Annotated in this window: 19 protein-coding genes; 16 read left to right on the top strand and 3 right to left on the bottom strand. The window is 65.0% G+C overall.

The features are described 5' to 3' along the window. Nucleotides 1–54: 54 nt before the first annotated feature. Entirely contained in the window at nucleotides 55–1182 is a 1128-nt protein-coding gene (gene hppD / locus B3349_RS13445) for a 4-hydroxyphenylpyruvate dioxygenase (RefSeq protein WP_291589388.1), read from the bottom strand. 187 nt (nucleotides 1183–1369) lie between these two features. Between hppD and B3349_RS13440 the strand changes: the two genes are divergently transcribed. The 6 genes from B3349_RS13440 to fabB all read left to right on the top strand — a co-directional run bounded on the left by B3349_RS13440 (nucleotide 1370) and on the right by fabB (nucleotide 7479). Beyond that, the gene (locus B3349_RS13440) at nucleotides 1370–1852 is read left to right on the top strand and encodes an Lrp/AsnC family transcriptional regulator (protein ID WP_066541005.1); all 483 of its coding nucleotides are present in this window, start codon (nucleotides 1370–1372) and stop codon (nucleotides 1850–1852) included. Nucleotides 1853–2065: 213 nt separating this feature from the next. After that, nucleotides 2066–2770, top strand: a complete 705-nt coding sequence (locus B3349_RS13435) for a GNAT family N-acetyltransferase (RefSeq protein WP_066541003.1) — start codon at nucleotides 2066–2068, stop codon at nucleotides 2768–2770. Between the two features lie 217 nt (nucleotides 2771–2987). Further along, nucleotides 2988–3854 (top strand): CorC family transporter, encoded by an 867-nt coding sequence (locus B3349_RS13430; protein WP_291589385.1) that lies wholly within the window; start codon nucleotides 2988–2990, stop codon nucleotides 3852–3854. Nucleotides 3855–4053: 199 nt separating this feature from the next. Further along, on the top strand, nucleotides 4054–5592 hold the full coding sequence (lnt, locus tag B3349_RS13425) for an apolipoprotein N-acyltransferase (protein ID WP_291589856.1): 1539 nt from the start codon (nucleotides 4054–4056) through the stop codon (nucleotides 5590–5592). A 142-nt stretch (nucleotides 5593–5734) separates the two neighbouring features. Further along, nucleotides 5735–6259 (top strand): bifunctional 3-hydroxydecanoyl-ACP dehydratase/trans-2-decenoyl-ACP isomerase, encoded by a 525-nt coding sequence (fabA, locus tag B3349_RS13420; RefSeq protein WP_066540995.1) that lies wholly within the window; start codon nucleotides 5735–5737, stop codon nucleotides 6257–6259. Beyond that, nucleotides 6256–7479 (top strand): beta-ketoacyl-ACP synthase I, encoded by a 1224-nt coding sequence (gene fabB / locus B3349_RS13415; protein WP_066540994.1) that lies wholly within the window; start codon nucleotides 6256–6258, stop codon nucleotides 7477–7479. The genes fabA and fabB overlap by 4 nt, the downstream gene beginning before the upstream one ends. Before the next feature lie 149 nt (nucleotides 7480–7628). On the opposite strand, the gene B3349_RS13410 is transcribed toward fabB, so the two are convergent. Continuing rightward, complete coding sequence (locus B3349_RS13410) at nucleotides 7629–8498, bottom strand: LysR substrate-binding domain-containing protein (RefSeq protein WP_291589381.1); 870 nt, start codon at nucleotides 8496–8498, stop codon at nucleotides 7629–7631. Between the two features lie 232 nt (nucleotides 8499–8730). On the opposite strand from B3349_RS13410, the gene B3349_RS13405 reads away from it, so the two are divergent. The 8 genes from B3349_RS13405 (at nucleotide 8731) to B3349_RS13370 (ending at nucleotide 17294) form a co-directional block, all read left to right on the top strand. Continuing rightward, complete coding sequence (locus tag B3349_RS13405; protein WP_291589379.1) at nucleotides 8731–9777, top strand: putative 2-aminoethylphosphonate ABC transporter substrate-binding protein; 1047 nt, start codon at nucleotides 8731–8733, stop codon at nucleotides 9775–9777. 135 nt (nucleotides 9778–9912) lie between these two features. Further along, nucleotides 9913–10989, top strand: a complete 1077-nt coding sequence (locus tag B3349_RS13400; protein WP_291589377.1) for an ABC transporter ATP-binding protein — start codon at nucleotides 9913–9915, stop codon at nucleotides 10987–10989. Further along, nucleotides 10989–12764, top strand: coding sequence for a putative 2-aminoethylphosphonate ABC transporter permease subunit (locus B3349_RS13395; protein WP_291589855.1), 1776 nt, complete (start codon nucleotides 10989–10991; stop codon nucleotides 12762–12764). Before B3349_RS13400 ends, B3349_RS13395 begins: the two co-directional genes overlap by 1 nt. 116 nt (nucleotides 12765–12880) lie before the next feature. Continuing rightward, complete coding sequence (locus B3349_RS13390; RefSeq protein ID WP_291589375.1) at nucleotides 12881–13996, top strand: TIGR03364 family FAD-dependent oxidoreductase; 1116 nt, start codon at nucleotides 12881–12883, stop codon at nucleotides 13994–13996. 308 nt (nucleotides 13997–14304) lie between these two features. Continuing rightward, nucleotides 14305–14874, top strand: a complete 570-nt coding sequence (locus tag B3349_RS13385; protein WP_291589372.1) for a D-glycero-alpha-D-manno-heptose-1,7-bisphosphate 7-phosphatase — start codon at nucleotides 14305–14307, stop codon at nucleotides 14872–14874. Between the two features lie 67 nt (nucleotides 14875–14941). Continuing rightward, complete coding sequence (locus B3349_RS13380; protein ID WP_291589370.1) at nucleotides 14942–15724, top strand: lysophospholipid acyltransferase family protein; 783 nt, start codon at nucleotides 14942–14944, stop codon at nucleotides 15722–15724. A gap of 31 nt (nucleotides 15725–15755) precedes the next feature. Continuing rightward, nucleotides 15756–16610: a M48 family metallopeptidase gene (locus B3349_RS13375; protein ID WP_291589368.1), complete on the top strand. Its 855-nt coding sequence runs from the start codon at nucleotides 15756–15758 to the stop codon at nucleotides 16608–16610. 258 nt (nucleotides 16611–16868) lie between these two features. Beyond that, on the top strand, nucleotides 16869–17294 hold the full coding sequence (locus B3349_RS13370; RefSeq protein WP_291589367.1) for a rhodanese-like domain-containing protein: 426 nt from the start codon (nucleotides 16869–16871) through the stop codon (nucleotides 17292–17294). Nucleotides 17295–17357: 63 nt separating this feature from the next. On the opposite strand, the gene lysM is transcribed toward B3349_RS13370, so the two are convergent. After that, the gene (gene lysM, locus B3349_RS13365; protein WP_291589365.1) at nucleotides 17358–17828 is read right to left on the bottom strand and encodes a peptidoglycan-binding protein LysM; all 471 of its coding nucleotides are present in this window, start codon (nucleotides 17826–17828) and stop codon (nucleotides 17358–17360) included. Between the two features lie 176 nt (nucleotides 17829–18004). Here lysM and B3349_RS13360 point away from each other — a divergent pair, with 176 nt between their 5' ends. Together B3349_RS13360 and rfbB are read left to right on the top strand one after the other, a co-directional pair. Continuing rightward, nucleotides 18005–18778, top strand: coding sequence for a type III pantothenate kinase (locus B3349_RS13360; RefSeq protein WP_291589363.1), 774 nt, complete (start codon nucleotides 18005–18007; stop codon nucleotides 18776–18778). A 137-nt stretch (nucleotides 18779–18915) separates the two neighbouring features. Then, the gene (gene rfbB / locus B3349_RS13355) at nucleotides 18916–19983 is read left to right on the top strand and encodes a dTDP-glucose 4,6-dehydratase (protein WP_291589362.1); all 1068 of its coding nucleotides are present in this window, start codon (nucleotides 18916–18918) and stop codon (nucleotides 19981–19983) included.

Raw genomic sequence — 19983 nt, 5'->3', positions numbered from 1 at the left:
GGCTCTCCTGACAGATTGGATCTCGCAACGTGGCTGGAAGTTCGGGTGCCCCGTTCAGAGCACGCCCCGGCGCATCTGGTCGAGTTCGATGCTCTCGAACAGCGCCTTGAAGTTGCCATTGCCAAAGCCATCGTCCCCCTTGCGCTGGATGAATTCGAAGAAGATCGGGCCCAGCTGGTTCTCGCTGAAGATCTGCAGCAGCAGCTTCTGTCCCGTGCCGTCGATCAGGATCTTGCGTCGCTTCAGCTCGGCCAGCGGCTCGCCATGCTCGGGCAGGCGCTTGTCGATCAGTTCGTAGTAGGTGTCGATGGTGTCGAGCAGGCGCACGCCGCTGGCACGCAGGTGGTCCACGGTGGTGTACAGGTCGTCCGATCCCATGGCGATGTGCTGGATGCCTTCGCCCTGGTACATGTCCAGGTACTCCTGGATCTGGCCGGCTTTTTCCTTGCCTTCCTCGTTGATGGGGATGCGGATCTTGCCGCAGGGGCTGGTCATGGCCTTGCTCTTGACGCCGGTGACCTGGCCTTCGATGTCGAAGTACTTGATCTCGCGGAAGTTGAACAGGCGCTCGTAGAAGCTGGCCCACTCCACCATGCGGCCGCGGTGGACGTTGTGGGTCAGGTGGTCGATGTAGGTCAGGCCATGGCCGGGCACGTGCAGCATGTCCTGGCTGCTGATGCCGGGCAGCGGCACAAAGTCCACGTCAAAGAAGCCGATGTTGCCGATATCGCCGGGTTGTGCATCGCCTTTGCCGCGCCAGCGGTCCACCAGGTAGATCAGGCTGTCACCCACGCCCTTGATGGCAGGGATGTTCAGCTCGCCCGGGGTGGCCGTACCGGCATAGCCCCAGGCGCCCAGGGCGATGGCGCGCTCATAGGCGGCCTTGGCATCGTGCACGCGGAAGGCAATCGCGCAGACGCTGGGGCCGTGCAGGCGGGCAAAGCGCTGGGCAAAGCTGTCGGGCTCGGCGTTGATGATGAAGTTGATCTCGCCCTGGCGGTACAGCAGCACGTTCTTGTGGCGGTGGCGGGCCACGGCGCGAAAGCCCATGCTTTCGAACACCTTGCCCATGGCCTGGGGGTCGGGGGCGGCAAATTCGATGAACTCGAATCCGTCTGTGCCCATGGGATTGTCCCAGGCGGACGTGCTGTCGGAAGCGGCGGCGGGCAGGGGGGCGTTCATGGCGGTCTCCTGTGTGCTGTGGTGCAGTGATGCTTGCCAATGTAGATTTGCTGCGCATCAAGAAAGCTGCGTCCTGTGCGGAAGGCAGGTGGTAGGTGGCAGGAAAAATGCGCCGAATGTGGTTTTGCTGCATATTTCCCAAGCATCTAGGGTTAATACTTATCTGCCTGGTATAAAATCCTGCGCCATGAGTTCTCTCCACGCAATAGACAAGCTTGACCGCGCCATCCTGCGCCGGTTGATGGAAAACGGGCGCGAAACCTATGACGTCATCGGCGAGCAGGTGGGCCTGTCGCCCAGTGCCGTGCTGCGCCGGGTCAAGCGGCTGGAGGAGTGCGGTGTCATCGACCGCTATGTGGCCCTGGTGCCGCCCGAAAGCGTGGGCCTGGGCCTGACGGCCTATCTGAACGTGCGCCTGGAGAAGAACACCGAGACGCACAAGCGCAACCCCATGGACCTGTTCAAGGCCAGTGTGCAGACCTGGCCTGAAGTGGTGGAATGCGCTTCGCTGACCGGAGAGATGGACTATCTGCTGCGCGTGGTGGTGTCCGATATGCAGCACTACAGCCGCTTCATCATGGATACGCTGCTCAAGCACCCCAGCGTGTCGGACTGCAAGACCAGCTTTGTGCTGGACCGTGTCAAGGGCACTACGGCAATTCCGCTGTAACTGCGGCCCCGACCGAAGGGGCTGCTTGTGGCAGCGCAAACAAGGGCGGTGCAGGGGTAGATCCCGGGTAAACCCTGTGGCAATGTTGCCACCGGGCGTCGCAAAGCCTTTATTTATGTTGCAATGCAGCAATTCGTGCAGGCCGGCACTTTCCGGCCACAGGTTGGTCAACGTGCCCCGAGGGGCCATAAACGGAAAGAGTGGGGAAGTGTCATGAGCAGTGAATGGCTGTCTGCCTCGTTGAGAGCGGGATCGAGCATCTTTTTGCCCCGGTTCGCCTCGAACCGCCTGCCCAGTCTGGTGCCCATCCGCGAGCTGGCACCGCGCCACCGCGACCGCATCCTGGCCCACCTGCTGAAGCTGGACACCGGTGACCGCTATCTGCGCTTTGGCTATGCCGCCAATGACGAACAGGTCAAGCGCTATGTGGAGCAGCTCGATTTCGAGCGTGACGACATCTTCGGCATCTTCAACCGCCGCCTGGAGCTGGTGGCCATGGCCCACCTGGCGTATGTGGACCTGGCCAACCACAGCAACTGCGCCGAGTTCGGTGTGTCCGTGCTCAAGAGCGCCCGGGGCAAGGGCCTGGGTGGCCGTCTGTTCGAGCGTGCGGCGCTGCATGCGCGCAACCATGGCGTGGACATGATGTTCATCCATGCCCTGTCCGAAAACACGCCCATGCTGAAGATTGCCCGCAGCGCCGGCGCCAAGGTGCAGCGTGACGGCACCGAATCGGAAGCCTATCTGCAGCTGCCGCCGGGCGATTTCGACTCGCGCATGGCGGAGATGGTGGAGACCCATGTGGCCGCCGTGGACTACCAGTTCAAGAAGCAGGCGAAGCAGTTCTGGGAGATCCTGGCTGATGTGCAGGAAATTCGCAAAGGTGTGCAGGAAGGCCGCCACCAGGCCGGCGAATAACGTCCGCAACCTCTGTCTCCATCCTTGAGGGCTGCCCGCGCTGGGCGGCCCTTTTTCATGGGCGGGGCATGCCTGCCCTGGCGGCCCGCGGTGGGCAGGCGTGGACCATGCCGCAGCAGTGCCAGGGGCATGGGCTTGGGGGGCGCATGGGGCCTGTGCGGGGGAATCCGCTATCCTAGGAGCCTGTTTCACTACCGCACGTCCTGCACCACTGTCTGTGTCAGACCCCCACCCGCAGCGCCCTTCCGACCGCGAAGACAAGCGCAGCTTTCTGCAGAAAGTCGTCGAGTTCATCAATCCCGGTCCCGACAGTCCCGGGGAACTCATCGAAACCCTGGCGGATGCCGAAGACAACGAAGTCATTGGCGCCGACTCCCGCGTGATGCTTGAAGGCGTCATCCGCATGGCCGACATGACGGCCGGTGATGTGATGGTGGCCGCACCGCGCATCGACTTTCTGGACATCAACGAAACCTATGAAGCCCTGCTGCACCAGGTGATCACCACGGCGCACTCGCGCTTTCCGGTGTACGAGGGCGAGCGGGACAACATCATTGGCGTGTTGCTGGCCAAGGACCTGCTCAAGCTGCAACGCTCCCCGGGCCTGAACCTGCGCGCGCTGCTGCGACCGGCCATTTTTGTGCCGGAGAGCAAGCCGCTCAATGATCTGTTACGCGTCTTCCGCAGCAACCGCAACCACCTGGCCATGGTCATCGACGAGTTCGGCGCCACGGCCGGTCTGGTGACCATCGAGGATGTGCTGGAAGAGATCGTCGGCGAGATCGAGGACGAATTCGACATTCCAGAGGAGGAGGGCGACATCTTTGCGCTGGCAGACTCCACCTACCGTGTCGCGGGCCGCACGCCGGTGGAGCGCGTGGCCGAGTTCTTCGGCGTGGCGCTGGTGGCCCGTGACCCCGAAGAGGTTTTTGACACCATCGGCGGCCTGGTGGCCCATGAACTGGGCCATATGCCGCGCCGCGGCGAGCACTGGGAGAGTGCGGGTCTGCGCTTTGAAGTGCTCCACGCCAAGGGCGGAGCGGTGCACTGGTTCAAGGTCACGCGGCTGGGCACGGGTGATTAACTGCTAATCTGCGGGGCCGCGCCGCTTTGGTGCAGCCCTTGTGGTGGCAGAGTGTCCCGACACCCGGGATCTGCTTCCAGGCGCCTGCGGCGCCGTGCCTGCTGTTTCCTGACTTCATCCGCCCATGCCGTCCGTGTTTGCCTCTTCTTCCCACACCGCAGTCACCCACCGTTTCCTGGGCTGGGGTTGGACCGCCGGCATGCTGCTGGCGGGAGAGCTGCAGGCCATGTCCCTGGCCTGGCCGGGCTCGGGCCAGGCTGTCTGGTGGCTGCAACTGTTGAGCCTGGCGGCACTGGCGACCGGCCTGCTGCATGCGCCCACGGCGCGCAGCGCGGCCTGGCGCGGTTTTGTCTTTGCCACCGCGTGGCTGGCAGGCACCTTCTGGTGGCTGTTCATCTCCATGCACACCTATGGCGGCCTGCCGGCGCCGCTGGCGGTGCTGGCGGTGCTGGCGCTGGCGGCCTTTTTGGGTGCGTACTACGCGATTGCCGCCTGGGGTTTTGTGCGGCTGAGGCCCATGCAGCCTGCCTGGGCTGCCTTGGTGTTTGCCGCCTGCTGGACGCTGGCGGAGCTGGCACGGGGAACGCTGTGGACCGGTTTTCCCTGGGGTGCTGCCGGCTACGCGCATGTGGACGGGCCACTGGCGGCCCTCCCACGCTGGGTGGGCGTCTACGGCACGGGCGCCGTCGCGGCCTGGTTGGCCATGCTGCTGGCCCAGGTGCTGGCCACGCCGGCGCGGCGTGCGCTGCGCTGGGCCGTCCCGCTGGTCCTGACGGCCGCTGCTGTCGCCGGGTTCGGGGTCTGGCAGCAGCAGGCCCTGGCCGAGGGCGATGCCCAGGCCCTGGCCGAAGGCCGCCCGGTGCTGGAAGTGGCCTTGCTGCAAGGCAATATTCCGCAGGATGTGAAGTTCGAGCCCGGCGAAGGCATTGCGCTGTCGCTGAACTGGTACGGCCGCCAACTGCTGCAGCCGGCCGCGCCGCTGGTGGTGGCCCCCGAAACCGCCCTTCCGCTGCTGCCACGCCAACTGCCCGAAGGCTATCTGGATGCCGTCACCGCGCCCTACCGTTACCAGGAAGCCGGCACCGGCGCCCATGCGGCGCTGGTGGGCATGCCGCTGGGCGACGAGGAGCAAGGCTATGCCAATGCGGTGGTGGGCTGGCAGCCCGGTGCCGGGAGCAGCTACCGCTACGACAAGCACCATCTGGTGCCGTTTGGCGAGTTCATTCCCCCGCTGTTTCACTGGTTTGTGCGCATGATGCACATTCCCCTGGGCGATTTTGCCCGGGGCGCCGTCGCCCAGCCTCCCATGCTGTGGCAGGGCGAGCGCCTGGCGCCGAATATCTGCTACGAAGATTTGTTTGGCGAGGAGCTGGGCGCACGCTTTGCCGACCCGGCCCAGGCGCCCACGGTTTTCGTGAACATCAGCAATATTGGCTGGTTTGGTGACAGCCCGGCCATCGACCAGCATCTGCACATTAGCCGCATGCGCTCCTTGGAATTCGAACGCCCCATGCTGCGCGCCACCAACACCGGCGCTACAGTGGCGATCGATCACCGCGGGGTGGTCACCCACCAACTGCCGGCTTTCGAGGGGGGCGTGCTGCTGGCCACCACCCAGGGCAGGGAACATTTGACCCCGTATGCCCGCTGGGTGGCTGCGGCCGGTCTGTGGCCGCTGGGCCTGCTGTGCGCCGCCGTGCTGGTGCTGGCGGGGTGGCTGCTGCGCCGCAGCAAATAGAAAGTTCGACCTGGGTCACAGGGTTTGTGGTGCACGGACAACAAAGAGCTTCGATAATGCCCGCCTGCGGCGCCCGTACACTCAGCGGCGAGCACAACATAAAAACGCGCTGGCAATCCGCCGCGCTGGAGTAAGTTTGACAATGGCCGAATCTTTTTCCTACGAACAATTGATCGCTTCCGGTGAAGGCAAGCTGTTTGGCGCCGACAGTGGCCGCCTGCCCCTGCCTCCCATGCTGATGTTCGACCGCATCACCCATATCTCTGAAGACGGCGGTGCCCATGGCCTGGGCAAGATCGTGGCCGAACTCGATGTGAACCCCGACCTGTGGTTCTTCAAGTGCCACTTCCAGGGCGACCCGGTCATGCCCGGCTGCCTGGGTCTGGACGCCATGTGGCAGCTGATCGGTTTTTACCTGACCTGGCTGCGCCTGCCCGGCCGCGGCCGCGCCCTGGGCGCGGGCGAGGTCAAGTTCACCGGCGAAGTCGGTCCCGACGTCAAACTGGTGACATACGAGATTGATATCAAGCGGGTGATCAAGCGCAAGCTGAACATGGCCATCGGCGATGCACGCCTGCTGGCCGATGGCAAGGAAATCTACGTGGCCAATGACCTGCGCGTGGGTCTGTTTCTGCGCGAAGGGGACGGTCAGGGAACGGCAGCATGAGCAAGAAGCGGGTAGTCATCACCGGCGCGGGCATTGTCTCGTGCATTGGCAACGACCTGGAGACGGTCGAAGCGTCGCTGCGTGCCAGCCGCTCGGGCATCAAGGCCGTGGCCAAGTTCACCGAACTGGGCTTGCGCAGCCAGGTGGGCGGTGTGCCGGAAATCGACATCGAAGCGCGCATTGACCGCAAGCAGCTGCGCTTCATGGGCGACGCCGCAGCCTACTCGCAAATTGCGCTGGAAGACGCCATCAAGCAGGCCGGGCTGACGCCCGAGCAGGTAAGCCATCCGCGCACCGGCCTGATCATGGGCTCCGGCGGCGGCTCGCCGGCTAACCAGATCGAGGCGGCAGACACGCTGCGCGAGAAGGGCATCCGCCGCGTGGGCCCGTACCAGGTCACGCGTTGCATGAGCTCCACGGTGTCGGCATGCCTGGCGACCAATTTCAAGGTCAAGGGCATCAACTACTCCATCACCTCGGCCTGTTCGACCTCGGCCCACTGCATCGGTGCGGCGGCCCAGCAGATCGCCTGGGGCATGCAGGACGTGATGTTCGCCGGCGGCGGTGAAGAGCTGTCCTGGGGCATGTCGCTGCTGTTTGACGGCATGGGTGCCATGTCCAGCAAGTACAACGAGACGCCCGAGAAAGCCTCGCGCGCCTATGACGCCAACCGCGACGGTTTTGTGATTGCCGGTGGCGGCGGTGCGGTGGTGCTGGAAAGCCTGGACCACGCCCTGGCCCGCGGCGCCCACATCCTGGCGGAAGTGGTGGGCTTCGGTGCCACCAGCGACGGTGAGGACATGGTGGCTCCTTCGGGTGACGGCGCCATTGCCTGCATGAAGCAGGCCATGGAAAACGTGGACGCGCCCGTGGACTACATCAACACGCACGGCACATCGACCCCGGTGGGCGATATGCAGGAAGTGCGTGCCATGCGCGAGCTGTTCGGCGACAAGGTGCCTCCGTTTTCGTCTACCAAGTCACTGACCGGCCACTCGCTGGGTGCGACGGGCGTGCAGGAAGCGATCTACTGCCTGATCATGCTGAACAAGGGCTTTATCGCCGGTTCGGCCAATGTGGAAACGCCCGATCCGCTGCTGGGCGATATGCCTCTGGTCACGACCACGCGCGATGCCCAGCTGAAGACCGTGCTGTCCAACAGCTTTGGCTTCGGTGGCACCAACGCATCCCTGCTGCTCCAGCGCTGGGACGGCCAGTAAGCCGACTGCGGCCCCGCCGATTGCAGCCCAACCGGTTGCGGACCGGAGTGGCCTCCATGACAAAGCCCTGTGTGCACACACAGGGCTTTTTTCTTGTGGCCGGTTGGCCCATCAGCCCATGACAGGTGCTGCCGACGCACAGGGCGTGGTCAATGTGGGCGTCCCCGGCTGGCGGCAAGGAAGGCCGCAATCAGCGGCGCCTGGCTGCGGCTGTGCAGGCAGTACAGGTATTCGGGCAGGTGGGGCACGCTGCCGGCAAAGGCCAGCACCACCAGGTCGGGGTGGGCCGAGGCCTCATGCCGGGCAAACACGCTGATGCCCATCTGGCGAATCACGGCCTCGCGTATGGCCTCGCGGCTGGCAATCTCCAGCACGCGGCCCGGGGGCACGCCAGCGTCTGCCAGCAGCTGTTCGGTCAGCCGGCGGGTCACGGAGCCTGGCTCGCGCAGGATCAAGGTCTCGCCGGCCAGATCCGCCACATCCACGGACGAGCGGTGTGCCAGGCGGTGGCTGCGGTGCACCAGCAGGGCCAGCGGGTCCTGGCCCAGTTCCAGCCGCAGCAGGCGCGGATCGCTTTCCGGGGTGGATGAGGTGGCCAGATCCACCTGGTAAGCCGCCAGTGCCTGGCCCATCTGCTGCGAGTTGCCGCTGACCATCGACACCTGCACACGCGGGTACTGCTGGGCAAAGCGCTGCACGATATCCAGCACGTAATACGGTGCCGTGGCCCCGATCCGCAGCTGCCCGCCCTGGCTGCCATCGCCTGCATGGCGCAGCGCGGACTCCACCTCCACGGCCCGCAGCAGCAGCGACTCCACCTGCGGCAGCAGCTGCAGGCCTTCCCCCGACACGGTCAGCCGCCCGCCCTGGCGGTGGAACAGCTCCACGCCGTAATGCGCCTCCAGCGCGCGGATCTGCGTGGTGACGGTGGGCTGGCTCAGCCCCAGGTGGCGTGCTGCCAGCGTGATGCTGCCCAGCCGGGCCACCCAGAAAAAGGATTGCAGTTGCGTGACGAACATGGTGTGTGCTGCCGTCCGGCAGGGACGGCTGCCGCATTTCACCATGGCGGCCTGGACCGTGGAGCATCTCCCACTGTGATGGGGACCCAAATTTGCCAATAGGCGCTTCGGCAGATTTCGGTTCTGTGACACGCAGATTTCACATGCGATTTCTAGAGTGCAGGGCAGGGAGTTGGCCGTGTGGGTCGGCTCCGCAAAGGTTTCCATTCCCACCATTTTTCAGGAATCTGCCATGCGCCTTGACCTTGTTTTCCACCCCCGCCGCCTTGCCCTGCTGACCGCTGCCGCCTGGGCGCTGCTGGGTGCCACCGGTCAGGCGCTGGCCGCCAAGACCGAGCTGCTGGTCTATTCGGCCCTGGAGGCCGACCAGATCAAGGCCTACAAGGTCGGCTTCGAAAAAGTGCACCCCGAGATCGAGCTGAAGTTCGTGCGCGACAGCACCGGCATCATCACGGCCCGGCTGCTGGCCGAGAAGGCCAACCCCCAGGCCGACGTGATCTGGGGGGTGGCGGCCACGTCGCTGATGCTGCTGGACAAACAGGGCATGCTGGCTCCCTACGCCCCCAAGAACCTGGGCAAGGTGCGCTCCACCATGCGCGACCCGGCAGCCACCCCGACCTGGGTGGGCATGGATCTGTGGTCGTCGGCCGTGTGTGCCAACACCGTCGAGGCCGCCAAGCGCAAGCTGCCTGCCATCACCAGCTGGGCCGATCTGACCAAACCCGAGTTCAAGGGCACGATCACCATGCCCCACCCGGCTTCCAGCGGTACCGGCTACCTGATGGTGGCGGCATGGCTGCAGATGATGGGTGAGGACAAGGGCTGGGCCTATATGGACGCGCTGCACCAGAACATCGGCGTCTACACCCACAGCGGCTCCAAACCTTGCCGCCAGGCTGGCGCGGGCGAATTCCCCGTGGGTCTGAGTTTCGAGTACCGGGCCAACAAGACCAAGAAGGACGGTGCGCCCATCGACATCGTCTTCCCCAGGGAAGGCCTGGGCTGGGACGTGGAAGCCACGGCCATCATGAAGACCAGCAAAAAGCAGGAGGCCGCGAAGGCCCTGGCCGACTGGGCCGTGACGCCCGAGGCCAACCAGCTCTATGCCGCCAACTTTGCAGTGCTGGCCTTGCCCGAGGCCCAGGAAAAGCATGAATTCATTCCGGCCGACCTGGAAAAGCGCCTGGCCAAGAACGACTTCAACTGGTCTGCCGCCAACCGCGAGCGCATCCTGACCGAATGGGCGCGCCGCTATGAAGCCAAGGCGGAAAAGAAGTAACCACCGCTGATGCCTTCTCTCTGTGGCCCATGGTGCATGGAGTGCGAGGAGGACTCGCTCGGCAGAACGGCCTGGCCACGGCGCCGTGGCCGGGCGGGTGGGCTGTCTGTTGTTATTGCACGTTGAAAGAGATACATGCTGCGCATTGACCATATCGCCAAGCAGTACAAGGACACGCCGGTGCTGCGCGGCATCGACCTGGCGGTCGATGGCGGCGAGTTCGTCAGCCTGCTGGGGCCTTCGGGTTGTGGCAAGACCACGCTGCTGCGCATTCTGTGCGGCATTGAGCAGGCGGACGAGGGCCGTGTCCTGTTTCAGGGCGAGGACATCACGCGCTGGCCGGCGGCGCGCCGGGGATTCGGGGTGGTGTTCCAAAGCTATGCACTGTTTCCCAATCTGACGGCGGCGCAGAATGTAGCGTTCGGTCTGCGGGGACAGCCTGCGAACCAGGTCCAGGCCCGTGTGCAGGAAATGCTGGCCCTGGTGGGCCTGGGCGCGCAGGCACAGCGTTACCCGGCACAGCTGTCCGGTGGGCAGCAGCAGCGTGTTGCACTGGCCCGTGCGCTGGCCCCCCGGCCCCGTTTGCTGCTGCTGGATGAGCCCCTGTCCGCATTGGACGCCCAGGTGCGCACCGAGCTGCGCAGCGAGATCCGCCGGCTGCAGCGCCAGCTGGAGGTCGCCTGCATCATGGTCACACACGACCAGGAAGAAGCGCTGTCCATGGCCGACCGGGTGGTGCTGATGCACCAGGGGCGCATCGAGCAGCAAGGCTCGCCCGAGCAGCTCTATGCCCAGCCGGTCAGTCACTTTGCGGCCGGCTTTGTGGGGCGCATGAACCTGCTGCCCGCGGAGGCGGAGGCGGGTCACATGGTGCGCGTGGGGGAAGGGCGGCTGGATTGCAGCACGGCGGGTTTTGCAACCGGTGATGCACTGCTGGTGGGGGTCAGGCCCGAAAGCGTGGTGCTGCACCCGGCCCAGCCGATTGCACTGGCCAATCTGTTCCGCGCCCGGGTGATGGAGTCGTCGTTCCTGGGTTCGATGGTGCTGGTGCGGGTGTTCAGTCCCACGCTGCAGTGCCAGATCGATGTGCAATGGCCGCTGCGCCACGATGCCCGGCTGCCCGACTGGTTGCAGGGGGAGGTGCTGGTGGAACTGCCCGCCGCAGCGCTGCAGGTGCTGGCGGCGCCAGAGGCCTTGCGGAGGGCTGCATGATGGTGGCCGCGACACCGGCCCTGCCGCTGGGCGCCGATCCGGTGGTCCCCTCTGCAGTGCAGCACACTGCCCGGCGCCACCAGGATGCAGGTCCTGCCGCGCCGCGGCCATCCCGCACCTTCCATGGGGAAAGGCTCTGGCTGGGGGTGCTGGTGCTGGGCCTGCTGGGCGTGCTGCTGATCGCCATTGCCTTGCCGGTGGGGGCGCTGCTGGGCCGCAGTTTCTGGTCGGCCGACGGACAGTTCTCGGGTCTGGCGCAGTACATGGCGTATGCCCGAACACCGGGGGTGGCGCAGTCCCTGTTCAACAGCCTGTGGATCTCGGCCACCAGCAGCACGCTGTGTGTGGCGCTGGCCTATGGCTATGCCTACGGTGTGGTGCGCAGCTGCATGCCGCTGGCCGCGCTGTTCCGTGCCATCGCCCTGGTGCCGCTGCTGGCGCCGTCGCTGCTGATGGCCATCAGTCTGATCTACCTGTTCGGCGCCCAGGGGCTGCTGAAAAGCTGGTTGCTGGGTGGCTCGGCCTACGGGCCTTTCGGCATCATCCTGGGCTCGGTGCTGTGGACGTTTCCGCATGCACTGATGATTCTGTGCACCACGCTGGCGTCAGGCGATGCGCGGCTGTATGAGGCCGCCGCCACGCTGGGTGCGGGCCGCTGGCGCAGCTTCTGCCAGGTCACGCTGCCGTCCAGCCGCTACGGGATGCTGATTGCCTGGATCGTGGTGTTTGTGCTGGTGGTGACGGACTTTGGCGTGCCCAAGGTGATTGGGGGCAACACGCCCATGCTGGCCACCGACATCTACAAGCAGGTGATTGGCCAGCACAACCTGTCCATGGGCGCGGTGGTTGCCATGCTGCTGCTGGTGCCTGCCGGCCTGGCGTTCGCTGCCGAACGCCACCTGCGCGCGCGTCAGGCCGCCACCACGGCGGTGCGTGCCACACCGCTGGTCCCTCAGCCTGCGGCGCTGCGGGACCGTGCGTTGCTGCTGTACTGCAGCCTGGTGGCCATGGGGCTGCTGGCGGTGATGGGCACGGCCGTGCTGGCTTCGCTGGTCACCTTCTGGCCCTACAACCTGAGCCTGGGGTTCAGGCACTACCAGTTCGACATGATGGACGGCGGAGGCTGGGCCAGCTATGGCAATTCGCTGGTGATGGCGGCGGCGACCGCCGTGGTGGGGGCGCTCCTGAGTTTTCTGAGTGCCTATCTGGTAGCCAAGCCCACGGGGTGGGCGCGTGCGCGCCAGTGGCTGCATGCCGTGGCCACGCTGCCGATGGCGGTGCCAGGGCTGGCGCTGGGGCTGGGCTACATCCTGTTTTTCAATGCCGCCAGCAATCCGCTGCACTTTCTGTATGGCTCGCTCGGCATTCTGGTGCTGTGCTCGGTGGCGCATTTCTTTTCGGTGGCGCATATCACCCAGCTCACGGCCTTGCAGCAGCTGGATGCCGAATATGAGCGCGTAGCCGATTCCATGGGGGTGCCATTCTGGACCTTGCTGTGGCGCGTGCACCTGCCGGTGTGCCTGCCGGCCGTGATGCAGGTGGCAGGCTACTTCTTTGTGAACGCCATGACCACGGTATCGGCCGTCGTTTTTCTGTATGCACCCGAAACCTCGCTGGCCTCGGTGGCGGTGCTGGCCATGGACGACGCCGGCGACATTGCGCCCGCTGCCGCCATGGCCACGCTGATCTTTGCCACGGCGGCGGTCGGGCGCCTGCTGATTGCCGCACTGGACGCCTGGACACAGCAACGCACCCAGCACTGGCGCCACCGCTGACCGCACCGCGCTTTCTATTTCCCTCTCTCCTCCCGTGGACTTCCCTGTGCCCTGCCGTCTGGTGTGGCGCCAGGGCGCTCCTTTGCCTTTTGTTTCCTTTCTTGGCTGTTCATGCTATGAAAAATTACGATCTGATCGTCGTCGGTGCCGGTATCGTCGGCCTGGCCCATGCCTATACCGCGGCGGTCCGCGGCAAGTCCGTGCTGGTGATTGAGCGCGACAGTGCCTGTCTGGGCGCCTCCATCCGCAACTTCGGCTTTGTCACCATCACCGGCCAGCGTGCCGGTGACCACTGGCAGCGTGCGCTGCGTTCACGCGCCATCTGGGCCGAGGTGGCGCCCAAGGCGGGGATCGACGTGGTCCACTCCGGCCTGTGGCTGACCGCACGCCGTCCGGCAGCCGCTGCCGTGCTGGATGCCTTCATGCGCACCGACATGGCCACGCACTGTGCGCTGCTCACGCCGGCCCAGGCCGCCGAGCGTCACCCGGCGCTGCGTACCGAAGGACTGCAATCGGTGCTCTACAGTCCGCACGAGCTGCGTGTGGAATCCCGCACCGCCATTCCGATGCTGGCGCAGTGGCTGCAGCAGGCGCTGGGGGTGGATTTCCGCTTCAGCGAGACCGTGACGCAAGTGGCCACGCCGCGCGTCACCACCTCACGCGGCAGCTACCACGCCGAGCGTGTGGTGGTTTGCAACAACGCCGATCCCGGAGGCTTGTTTGCAGACGCCTGGACGGAGCACCAGGTGCAGCTGTGCCAGTTGCAGATGCTGAGGGTGCAGCCGAAGGCCGGTGTTGCGCTGCAGGGTTCGGTCATGGGAGACCTGAGCCTGGTCCGCTACGAAGGCTATAGCGCACTGCCTGAAGCGGCGGCACTGCGTGCCGAGCTGGAGCGGGACGAGGCCGAAAGCCTGGCGCATGGCATCCACCTGATCGCCGTGCAAAGCGCCGATGGTTCACTGGTGGTGGGTGACTCCCACCACTACGGCCCGGCGCCGTCGCCTTTTGCCAGCGAGGCGGTGGACAGGCTGATGCTGCGCCATCTGCGCGAAGCATTGCACCTGGAAGGCGACCACGTGGTGGAGCGCTGGGTGGGGACCTACCCGGTGTCGCTCGATGCGCCCTGCCTGGTCAAGGCCCCTGACGACGCCACGCGGGTGGTGGCGGTGACCAGCGGTTCGGGGGCCAGCACGGCGTTTGGCCTGGCCGAAGAGGTGTGGAGCGGTTGGTAAGCCGCTGGCTGGGGCCTGAAATTCGACCGAATGCCGGGGCCAAGCGCAAAACCCCGGGCGTTGGCAATCCGGAAAAGCGCAGGTTGCGCTGGAATGTTGCTCAAAACGCGGCGCTTCCCCTGCGGGAGGCACTGCTGCGGCGAGCGAATAGTTGCTGCGCTGCATCATTGGTGGGTGCTCACGGGCGGTTGCGTCTGCACGCTGGGCATGGCGCCCTAGAATGCGTGCAGGCGCCGGGCCGGTTTTGCACGCAAAGCCGGGTCTGGCGGTTTTGTCTGCCACCGCTGCGGGCTGTGCCCGAATCCACCATGAAGCTCGCGATCCTGGACCGAATTGGCACCCTTCACCCCGAGGGGGAAGACGCCGTGGTGGGCGCGCGGGATTGGCAGCCCCAGGCTGGAGTGCTGGACGCGATTGCCCAGCTCAACCGTGCTGGCTGGCATGTGGTGGTCGCCACCAACCAGCCGGGGTTGGGGCGGGGCAATTTCGATGTGAACGAACTCAATGCCGTGCACCAGCGCATGCAGCGCGAGCTGGCCACTGCCGGAGCACGGGTCGAGGCCGCGTTCTTCTGTCCCCATGCTCCGGATGAAGGCTGCGCCTGCCGCAAGCCCGCGCCGGGTCTGCTGCAGCAGATTGCGGTCCGCTATGGGGCCGAGCCGCATGAAATCTGGGTGATTGGTCAGGACCATGCCCATTTGCAGGCCGGGGCGGCGATCGGCGCCCACCTGGTGTGGGTGGAGCAGGGCAGTGGGGTGGCCACCATGCCGGCACCGGCCCTGCCACAGGCGGTGCAGCACTATGCTGGCTGGGCGGAACTGGCCCAGGCTTTGGCCCCTGCGGCGACCGAAGCGCCGGCACCGTCCCCTTCCGTCTGACGCAAAACCGCGCAAGCCTTATCCTCTAGGGTCTGACGCCTGTGTCTACCGATTGTTTCTGACATCCATGCCTTTTCTCCGTTCCCTGTTGCACATGTTGTTCATGTGCGTCACCGTCATTCCCTACACCCTGCTCATCCTGCTGCTGCGGGTGTGCGGAGCCTCGCCCGACGCGCGCTGGAAAGTGGCCCGTGCCTGGCTGGCACTGTGCGTGGATGCGGCGGGCTGGTTCTGCGGCGTGCGCTACCGCGTGCAGGGCATGGAGCATCTACCGGACAGCGACACCGAAGGCGTGGTGCTGCTGTCCAAGCACCAGTCAACCTACGAGACTTTCCTGTTGCCGGCCATCATGCCGCGGCCGCTGGCCTATGTGTTCAAGAAGGAACTGCTGCAGATTCCGTTCTTCGGTTGGTCCATCGGCAGCCTGGACATGATCCACATCGACCGCAAGCATGGATCGCGCGCTTTCCACAAGGTGGTGGAGCAAGGCAAGCGGCTGCTGGAAAAAGGCGTGTGGGTCATTATGTTCCCCGAGGGAACCCGCATCGCGCGCGGCGAAGTGGGGGAATACAAGACGGGAGCCACACGGCTGGCGATCATGGCCGGCAAGCCGGTGGTGCCAGTGGCTGTGACGTCGGCCAAATGCTGGCAGCGCAAGGCGTTTGTCAAGACCCCGGGCGTGGTGGATGTGTCCATTGGCAAGCCCATTCCCACGGTCGGCCGCAAGCATGAAGAGTTGATGGCCGAGGTGCAGGCCTGGATTGAAGCCGAGATGCGCCGCCTGGACCCGGAGGCCTACCCGGCCGCTCCGGCCCCGCTGCCCATGCCTGCTGCATCCGCACAGGACTGAGCCGCCGCGCGCACTGTCCACGGCAGGCCGCATGCCACACCGCTTTTTCACGCAAGCCCAGCGGGCGCCAGAGGCACTGGCTTCTGTCGCCACGCCGGTGCCACAGGCGGGTGGCCAGGCGCTGCTGTGGGGCGGGCAGGACTTTCAGCACCCTGCGGCCACGCACCAGATTCTGTTGCGGGACGGCACCCGCGTGGCCTACCGGCTGGAGCGCGCTACGCGCCGCAGCATTGGTTTTCAGGTGGGGTCCGAAGGCTTGGCCATCCGCGCACCGCGCTGGATTACGCTGGAGCAGCTGGACGCTGCCATCCACGAGAAAGCGCACTGGATTGTGCAAAAGCTGCTGGAACAGCGGGAACGTTCCGAACAGGCGCAGGCCCAGCGCATCGCCTGGGCGGATGGCGCCGTGCTGCCTTATCTGGGCGGCCAGATCACCTTGCGCCTGCACCTGGCCGCGCCGCGCGGCGGCAGCCTGCTGGCGGTCAGTGAAGGTGCCTGGGCGCTGCACCTGCCGATGGCACCTGACGCCAGCGCGGCCCAGGTGCGTGCTGCAGTGGCCGCCTGGTGGTTGCGCCATGCGCGCAACCTGTTCACCGAACGCTTGCGCCACTATGCCCCGCAACTGGGGGTGCAGTGGCGCAGCCTGCGCCTGTCCAACGCGCGCACGCGCTGGGGCAGCGCCAAGAGCGACGGCAGCATCATGCTGAACTGGCGCTTGCTGCACTGTCGCATGGCGGTGCTGGACTATGTGGTGGTGCATGAGCTGTCCCACCTGCGGGTGATGGACCACAGTCCGCGCTTCTGGGCCACAGTGGCAGAGGTCGCCCCCGACTATGCGGCCCTGCGGGCCGAACTGCGCGAGCACGCTTCGCCGTTGTGGGCCTGAGCGGCGGCGTCAGGTGGTTGGAAAGCGCCGCCCCTTCAAGTGGGTGGCGTCGATGAACAGTGAAGTCCCCGGCAAATAGCGGGGGACGGCAGCCGCGCATTTTCTGCACAGGTTGGGCCGGTAACTGGCTGAAACCCGCATGATGGCAGTGCTGCGCGCTGTGCAGCAAACTCCGCAGCGCGCACAATGCGCACCAGCGCTGCCAGGCCGCACATGGCCTTGGCATGATTTGACGGATTTTTTGCTTCAGGACCGCATATGACAGCCTCCGCCACCGATCTCCAGGTCACTCCCGCAGCGGGCTATGCCGGCGATATTCCTGCGCCTCTGGCCTGGCAATGGGTACAGACCGGACAGGCTGTGTTGGTGGATGTGCGCACCGATGCCGAGCGCGCCTGGGTGGGCCAGGTGCCCGGAGCCATTCCCGTGGCGCTCAAGCAATGGCCTGGCATGCAACCCAACCCCGACTTTGATGCCCAGCTGCGCGCCGCGGTACCTCCCGGTGGCAAGGTCGTGCTGCTGTGCCGCAGCGGCGTGCGCTCGGTTGCAGCGGCACAGCGTGCGGCGGCGCTGGGTATTGAGGCCTACAACATCCTCGAAGGCTTTGAAGGTGATCTGGACGCCCACAACCAGCGTGGCCAGAAAAGCGGCTGGCGCAAGCAGGGCCTGCCCTGGCACCAGTGAAGCGCCAGGCACCTATGAAAAAAAAGGCTCCTAGCGGGAGCCTTTTTGACAGCGGCACAGGGCTTACAGGGCCGGAATGCGCAGTTTCTGGCCGGGGTAGATCTTGTCGGGGTGCGACAGCATGGGCTTGTTGGCTTCGAAAATCGCCGGGTACTTGTTGGCATCGCCGTAGTATTTCTTGGCGATGGCCGACAGCGTGTCGCCGCGCACCACGTCGTGGTACTGGGCTTCGGGTTCGGGGTTGGTGACGGACATCTGGTTGTCCACAGTGGTCACACTGGAAACATTGCCGCAGCACAGGGTGACTTTTTCCTTGGCCCCCTGGGTGGGCGCCACGCCGGTCACGGTGACCTTGCCCTGGCTGCCGTCATAGGCGACCTGCAGATTGCTCACGCCCAGGTTCTGGGCATTGATGTACGTGGCAATGGCCTGCGCGGCCTTGGCATTCAGGTCGTCCGCTGGGGTGGCTGCGTTGGCATCCTTGCCGCCGAACAGCTTTTCGCCGGCTTCCTTGATGAAACTGAAAAGTCCCATGGATTGACTCCTTGAAGTGGTGGACAGGGAAGAAAACCGCCCCACTGTAGCGGCAAATCCGCTCTTGGCAAGACGGGGCCGGCGGCTGTTCCATTTGTTGACAATTGCCCGCGTGGCGTGTCTTGTATGAGACGTTGTTGTCCGGTTGGGAAACAAAAATACAGATAATCCGCCGCATGACTTTTCTGGCCATTGACATCGGCAACACCCGCTTGAAGTGGGCCATGTACGACGATCACCGCCCCGGGGCCGCGCTGCTGGCCCATGGCGCGGAGTTTCTGGAACATATCGAGCGCCTGGCCGAGGGCTGCTGGGCCGGCTTGCCAGCGCCCACGCGCATGCTGGGCTGCGTGGTGGCAGGCGATACCGCCAAGCGCCGCGTGCACGACCAGATCGAGCTGATGCTGGGCTGGACCCTGGAGCCGCAATGGGTAGTGCCATCGGTGGAGGAAGCCGGCGTGGTCAATGGCTATGACCATCCTTCGCGCCTGGGGGCCGACCGGTGGGTGGCGATGATTGGTGCGCGCCACCAGATGCTGCAGCAAGGGCTGGCCAGGCCGCTGATTGTGGTGATGGTGGGCACGGCGGTGACAGTGGATGCGCTGGATGCCGAAGGCAACTTTCTGGGTGGCTTGATCATCCCCGGTCACGGCATCATGCTGCGCGCGCTGGAAGGCGGGACGGCGGGTCTGCATGTGCCGACCGGCGAAGTCAGGCTGTTTCCCAAGAACACCAGCGATGCGCTGACCAGCGGCGGGACCTATGCCATTGCTGGGGCGGTGGAGCGCATGTACCAGCATCTATCCCAGCACTGCGGGGCGGAGCCTGCCTGCATCATGGCCGGGGGCGCCGGCTGGAAGATGGCCCCCAGCATGACGCGCCCCTTCCAACTGCTAGACAACCTGATTTTTGATGGCCTGCTGGTGATGGCGCAACGGCGCTGGGGCTGACGGGGCGAAATGCCGGCGGCTTCATGCGCCGCAGGGGAAAATTCCCCTCCCAGGGAGTTTGGGGCAGAAAAAGATGCTTACCTGGGCCGGAGAGTGCAGTGGGATAATCGGCTCACATTCTCAGAAAAAATCCTTCCATGATTCTTGTCACCGGTGGCGCTGGCTTTATTGGCGCAAATTTTGTTTTGGATTGGCTGGTCACCCAGCAGGAACCGGTGGTCAATGTGGACAAGTTGACCTATGCCGGCAATTTGGAAAACCTTGCCTCGGTGCAAGACGATGCACGGCATGTGTTCGTGCAGGCGGATATCGGGGACAGCGCCGCCATGGAAGCGTTGCTGGCCCAGCACCAACCGCGTGCGGTGATCAACTTCGCAGCCGAAAGCCATGTGGACCGCTCCATCCATGGCCCGGAAGACTTCATCCAGACCAATGTGGTGGGCACGTTCCGCTTGCTGGAAGCCGTGCGGGGGTACTGGAATGGGCTGCAGGGCAACGCCAAATCGGATTTTCGCTTCCTGCATGTGTCGACGGACGAGGTCTACGGCACGCTGTCGCCCTCCGATCCCGCTTTCACGGAAGAGCACAATTACGAGCCCAACAGCCCGTATTCGGCCAGCAAGGCCGCCAGCGACCATCTGGTGCGTGCCTGGCACCACACCTATGGCCTGCCGGTGCTGACCACCAACTGCAGCAACAACTACGGCCCGCTGCATTTCCCCGAAAAGTTGATTCCGCTGGTGATCGTCAATGCGTTGGCCGGCAAGCCGCTGCCGGTCTACGGCGACGGCATGCAGGTGCGGGACTGGCTGTATGTGCGCGACCATTGCAGCGCCATCCGCCGCGTGCTGGAGGCGGGCAAACTGGGCGATACCTACAACGTGGGGGGCTGGAACGAACAGGCCAATATCGACATTGTCAAAACCGTATGCGCCCTGCTGGACGAGTTGCGTCCGCGCGCCGACGGCAAGGGCTACGCCGAGCAGATCACCTATGTGACCGACCGCCCGGGACATGACCGCCGCTACGCCATCGATGCCCGCAAGCTGGAGCGCGAGTTGGGCTGGAAGCCGGCAGAAACCTTCGACACCGGCATCCGCAAGACGGTGCAGTGGTATTTGAGCAACCCGGAATGGGTCGCCCATGTGCAGTCCGGCGCTTACCGCGACTGGGTGCAAAAGCAGTACACCGCCACGGTAGCGTGA

The sequence above is a fragment of the Comamonas sp. UBA7528 genome (assembly GCF_002479375.1).
GTDB lineage: Bacteria > Pseudomonadota > Gammaproteobacteria > Burkholderiales > Burkholderiaceae_C > Comamonas.
Note: the sequence above shows the minus strand (reverse complement) of the source record. Positions and strands in the feature narration are given on the sequence as shown.

What these genes read in the sequence shown, in the direction of transcription:
- hppD (WP_291589388.1), bottom strand. Translation starts at nt 1,182, where the DNA reads ATGAACGCCCCCCTGCCCGCCGCCGCTTCCGACAGCACGTCCGCCTGG.
- B3349_RS13440 (WP_066541005.1), top strand. Translation starts at nt 1,370, where the DNA reads ATGAGTTCTCTCCACGCAATAGACAAGCTTGACCGCGCCATCCTGCGC.
- B3349_RS13435 (WP_066541003.1), top strand. Translation starts at nt 2,066, where the DNA reads ATGAGCAGTGAATGGCTGTCTGCCTCGTTGAGAGCGGGATCGAGCATC.
- lnt (WP_291589856.1), top strand. Translation starts at nt 4,054, where the DNA reads ATGCTGCTGGCGGGAGAGCTGCAGGCCATGTCCCTGGCCTGGCCGGGC.
- fabA (WP_066540995.1), top strand. Translation starts at nt 5,735, where the DNA reads ATGGCCGAATCTTTTTCCTACGAACAATTGATCGCTTCCGGTGAAGGC.
- fabB (WP_066540994.1), top strand. Translation starts at nt 6,256, where the DNA reads ATGAGCAAGAAGCGGGTAGTCATCACCGGCGCGGGCATTGTCTCGTGC.
- B3349_RS13410 (WP_291589381.1), bottom strand. Translation starts at nt 8,498, where the DNA reads ATGTTCGTCACGCAACTGCAATCCTTTTTCTGGGTGGCCCGGCTGGGC.
- B3349_RS13405 (WP_291589379.1), top strand. Translation starts at nt 8,731, where the DNA reads ATGCGCCTTGACCTTGTTTTCCACCCCCGCCGCCTTGCCCTGCTGACC.
- B3349_RS13400 (WP_291589377.1), top strand. Translation starts at nt 9,913, where the DNA reads ATGCTGCGCATTGACCATATCGCCAAGCAGTACAAGGACACGCCGGTG.
- B3349_RS13395 (WP_291589855.1), top strand. Translation starts at nt 10,989, where the DNA reads ATGGTGGCCGCGACACCGGCCCTGCCGCTGGGCGCCGATCCGGTGGTC.
- B3349_RS13390 (WP_291589375.1), top strand. Translation starts at nt 12,881, where the DNA reads ATGAAAAATTACGATCTGATCGTCGTCGGTGCCGGTATCGTCGGCCTG.
- B3349_RS13385 (WP_291589372.1), top strand. Translation starts at nt 14,305, where the DNA reads ATGAAGCTCGCGATCCTGGACCGAATTGGCACCCTTCACCCCGAGGGG.
- B3349_RS13380 (WP_291589370.1), top strand. Translation starts at nt 14,942, where the DNA reads ATGCCTTTTCTCCGTTCCCTGTTGCACATGTTGTTCATGTGCGTCACC.
- B3349_RS13375 (WP_291589368.1), top strand. Translation starts at nt 15,756, where the DNA reads ATGCCACACCGCTTTTTCACGCAAGCCCAGCGGGCGCCAGAGGCACTG.
- B3349_RS13370 (WP_291589367.1), top strand. Translation starts at nt 16,869, where the DNA reads ATGACAGCCTCCGCCACCGATCTCCAGGTCACTCCCGCAGCGGGCTAT.
- lysM (WP_291589365.1), bottom strand. Translation starts at nt 17,828, where the DNA reads ATGGGACTTTTCAGTTTCATCAAGGAAGCCGGCGAAAAGCTGTTCGGC.
- B3349_RS13360 (WP_291589363.1), top strand. Translation starts at nt 18,005, where the DNA reads ATGACTTTTCTGGCCATTGACATCGGCAACACCCGCTTGAAGTGGGCC.
- rfbB (WP_291589362.1), top strand. Translation starts at nt 18,916, where the DNA reads ATGATTCTTGTCACCGGTGGCGCTGGCTTTATTGGCGCAAATTTTGTT.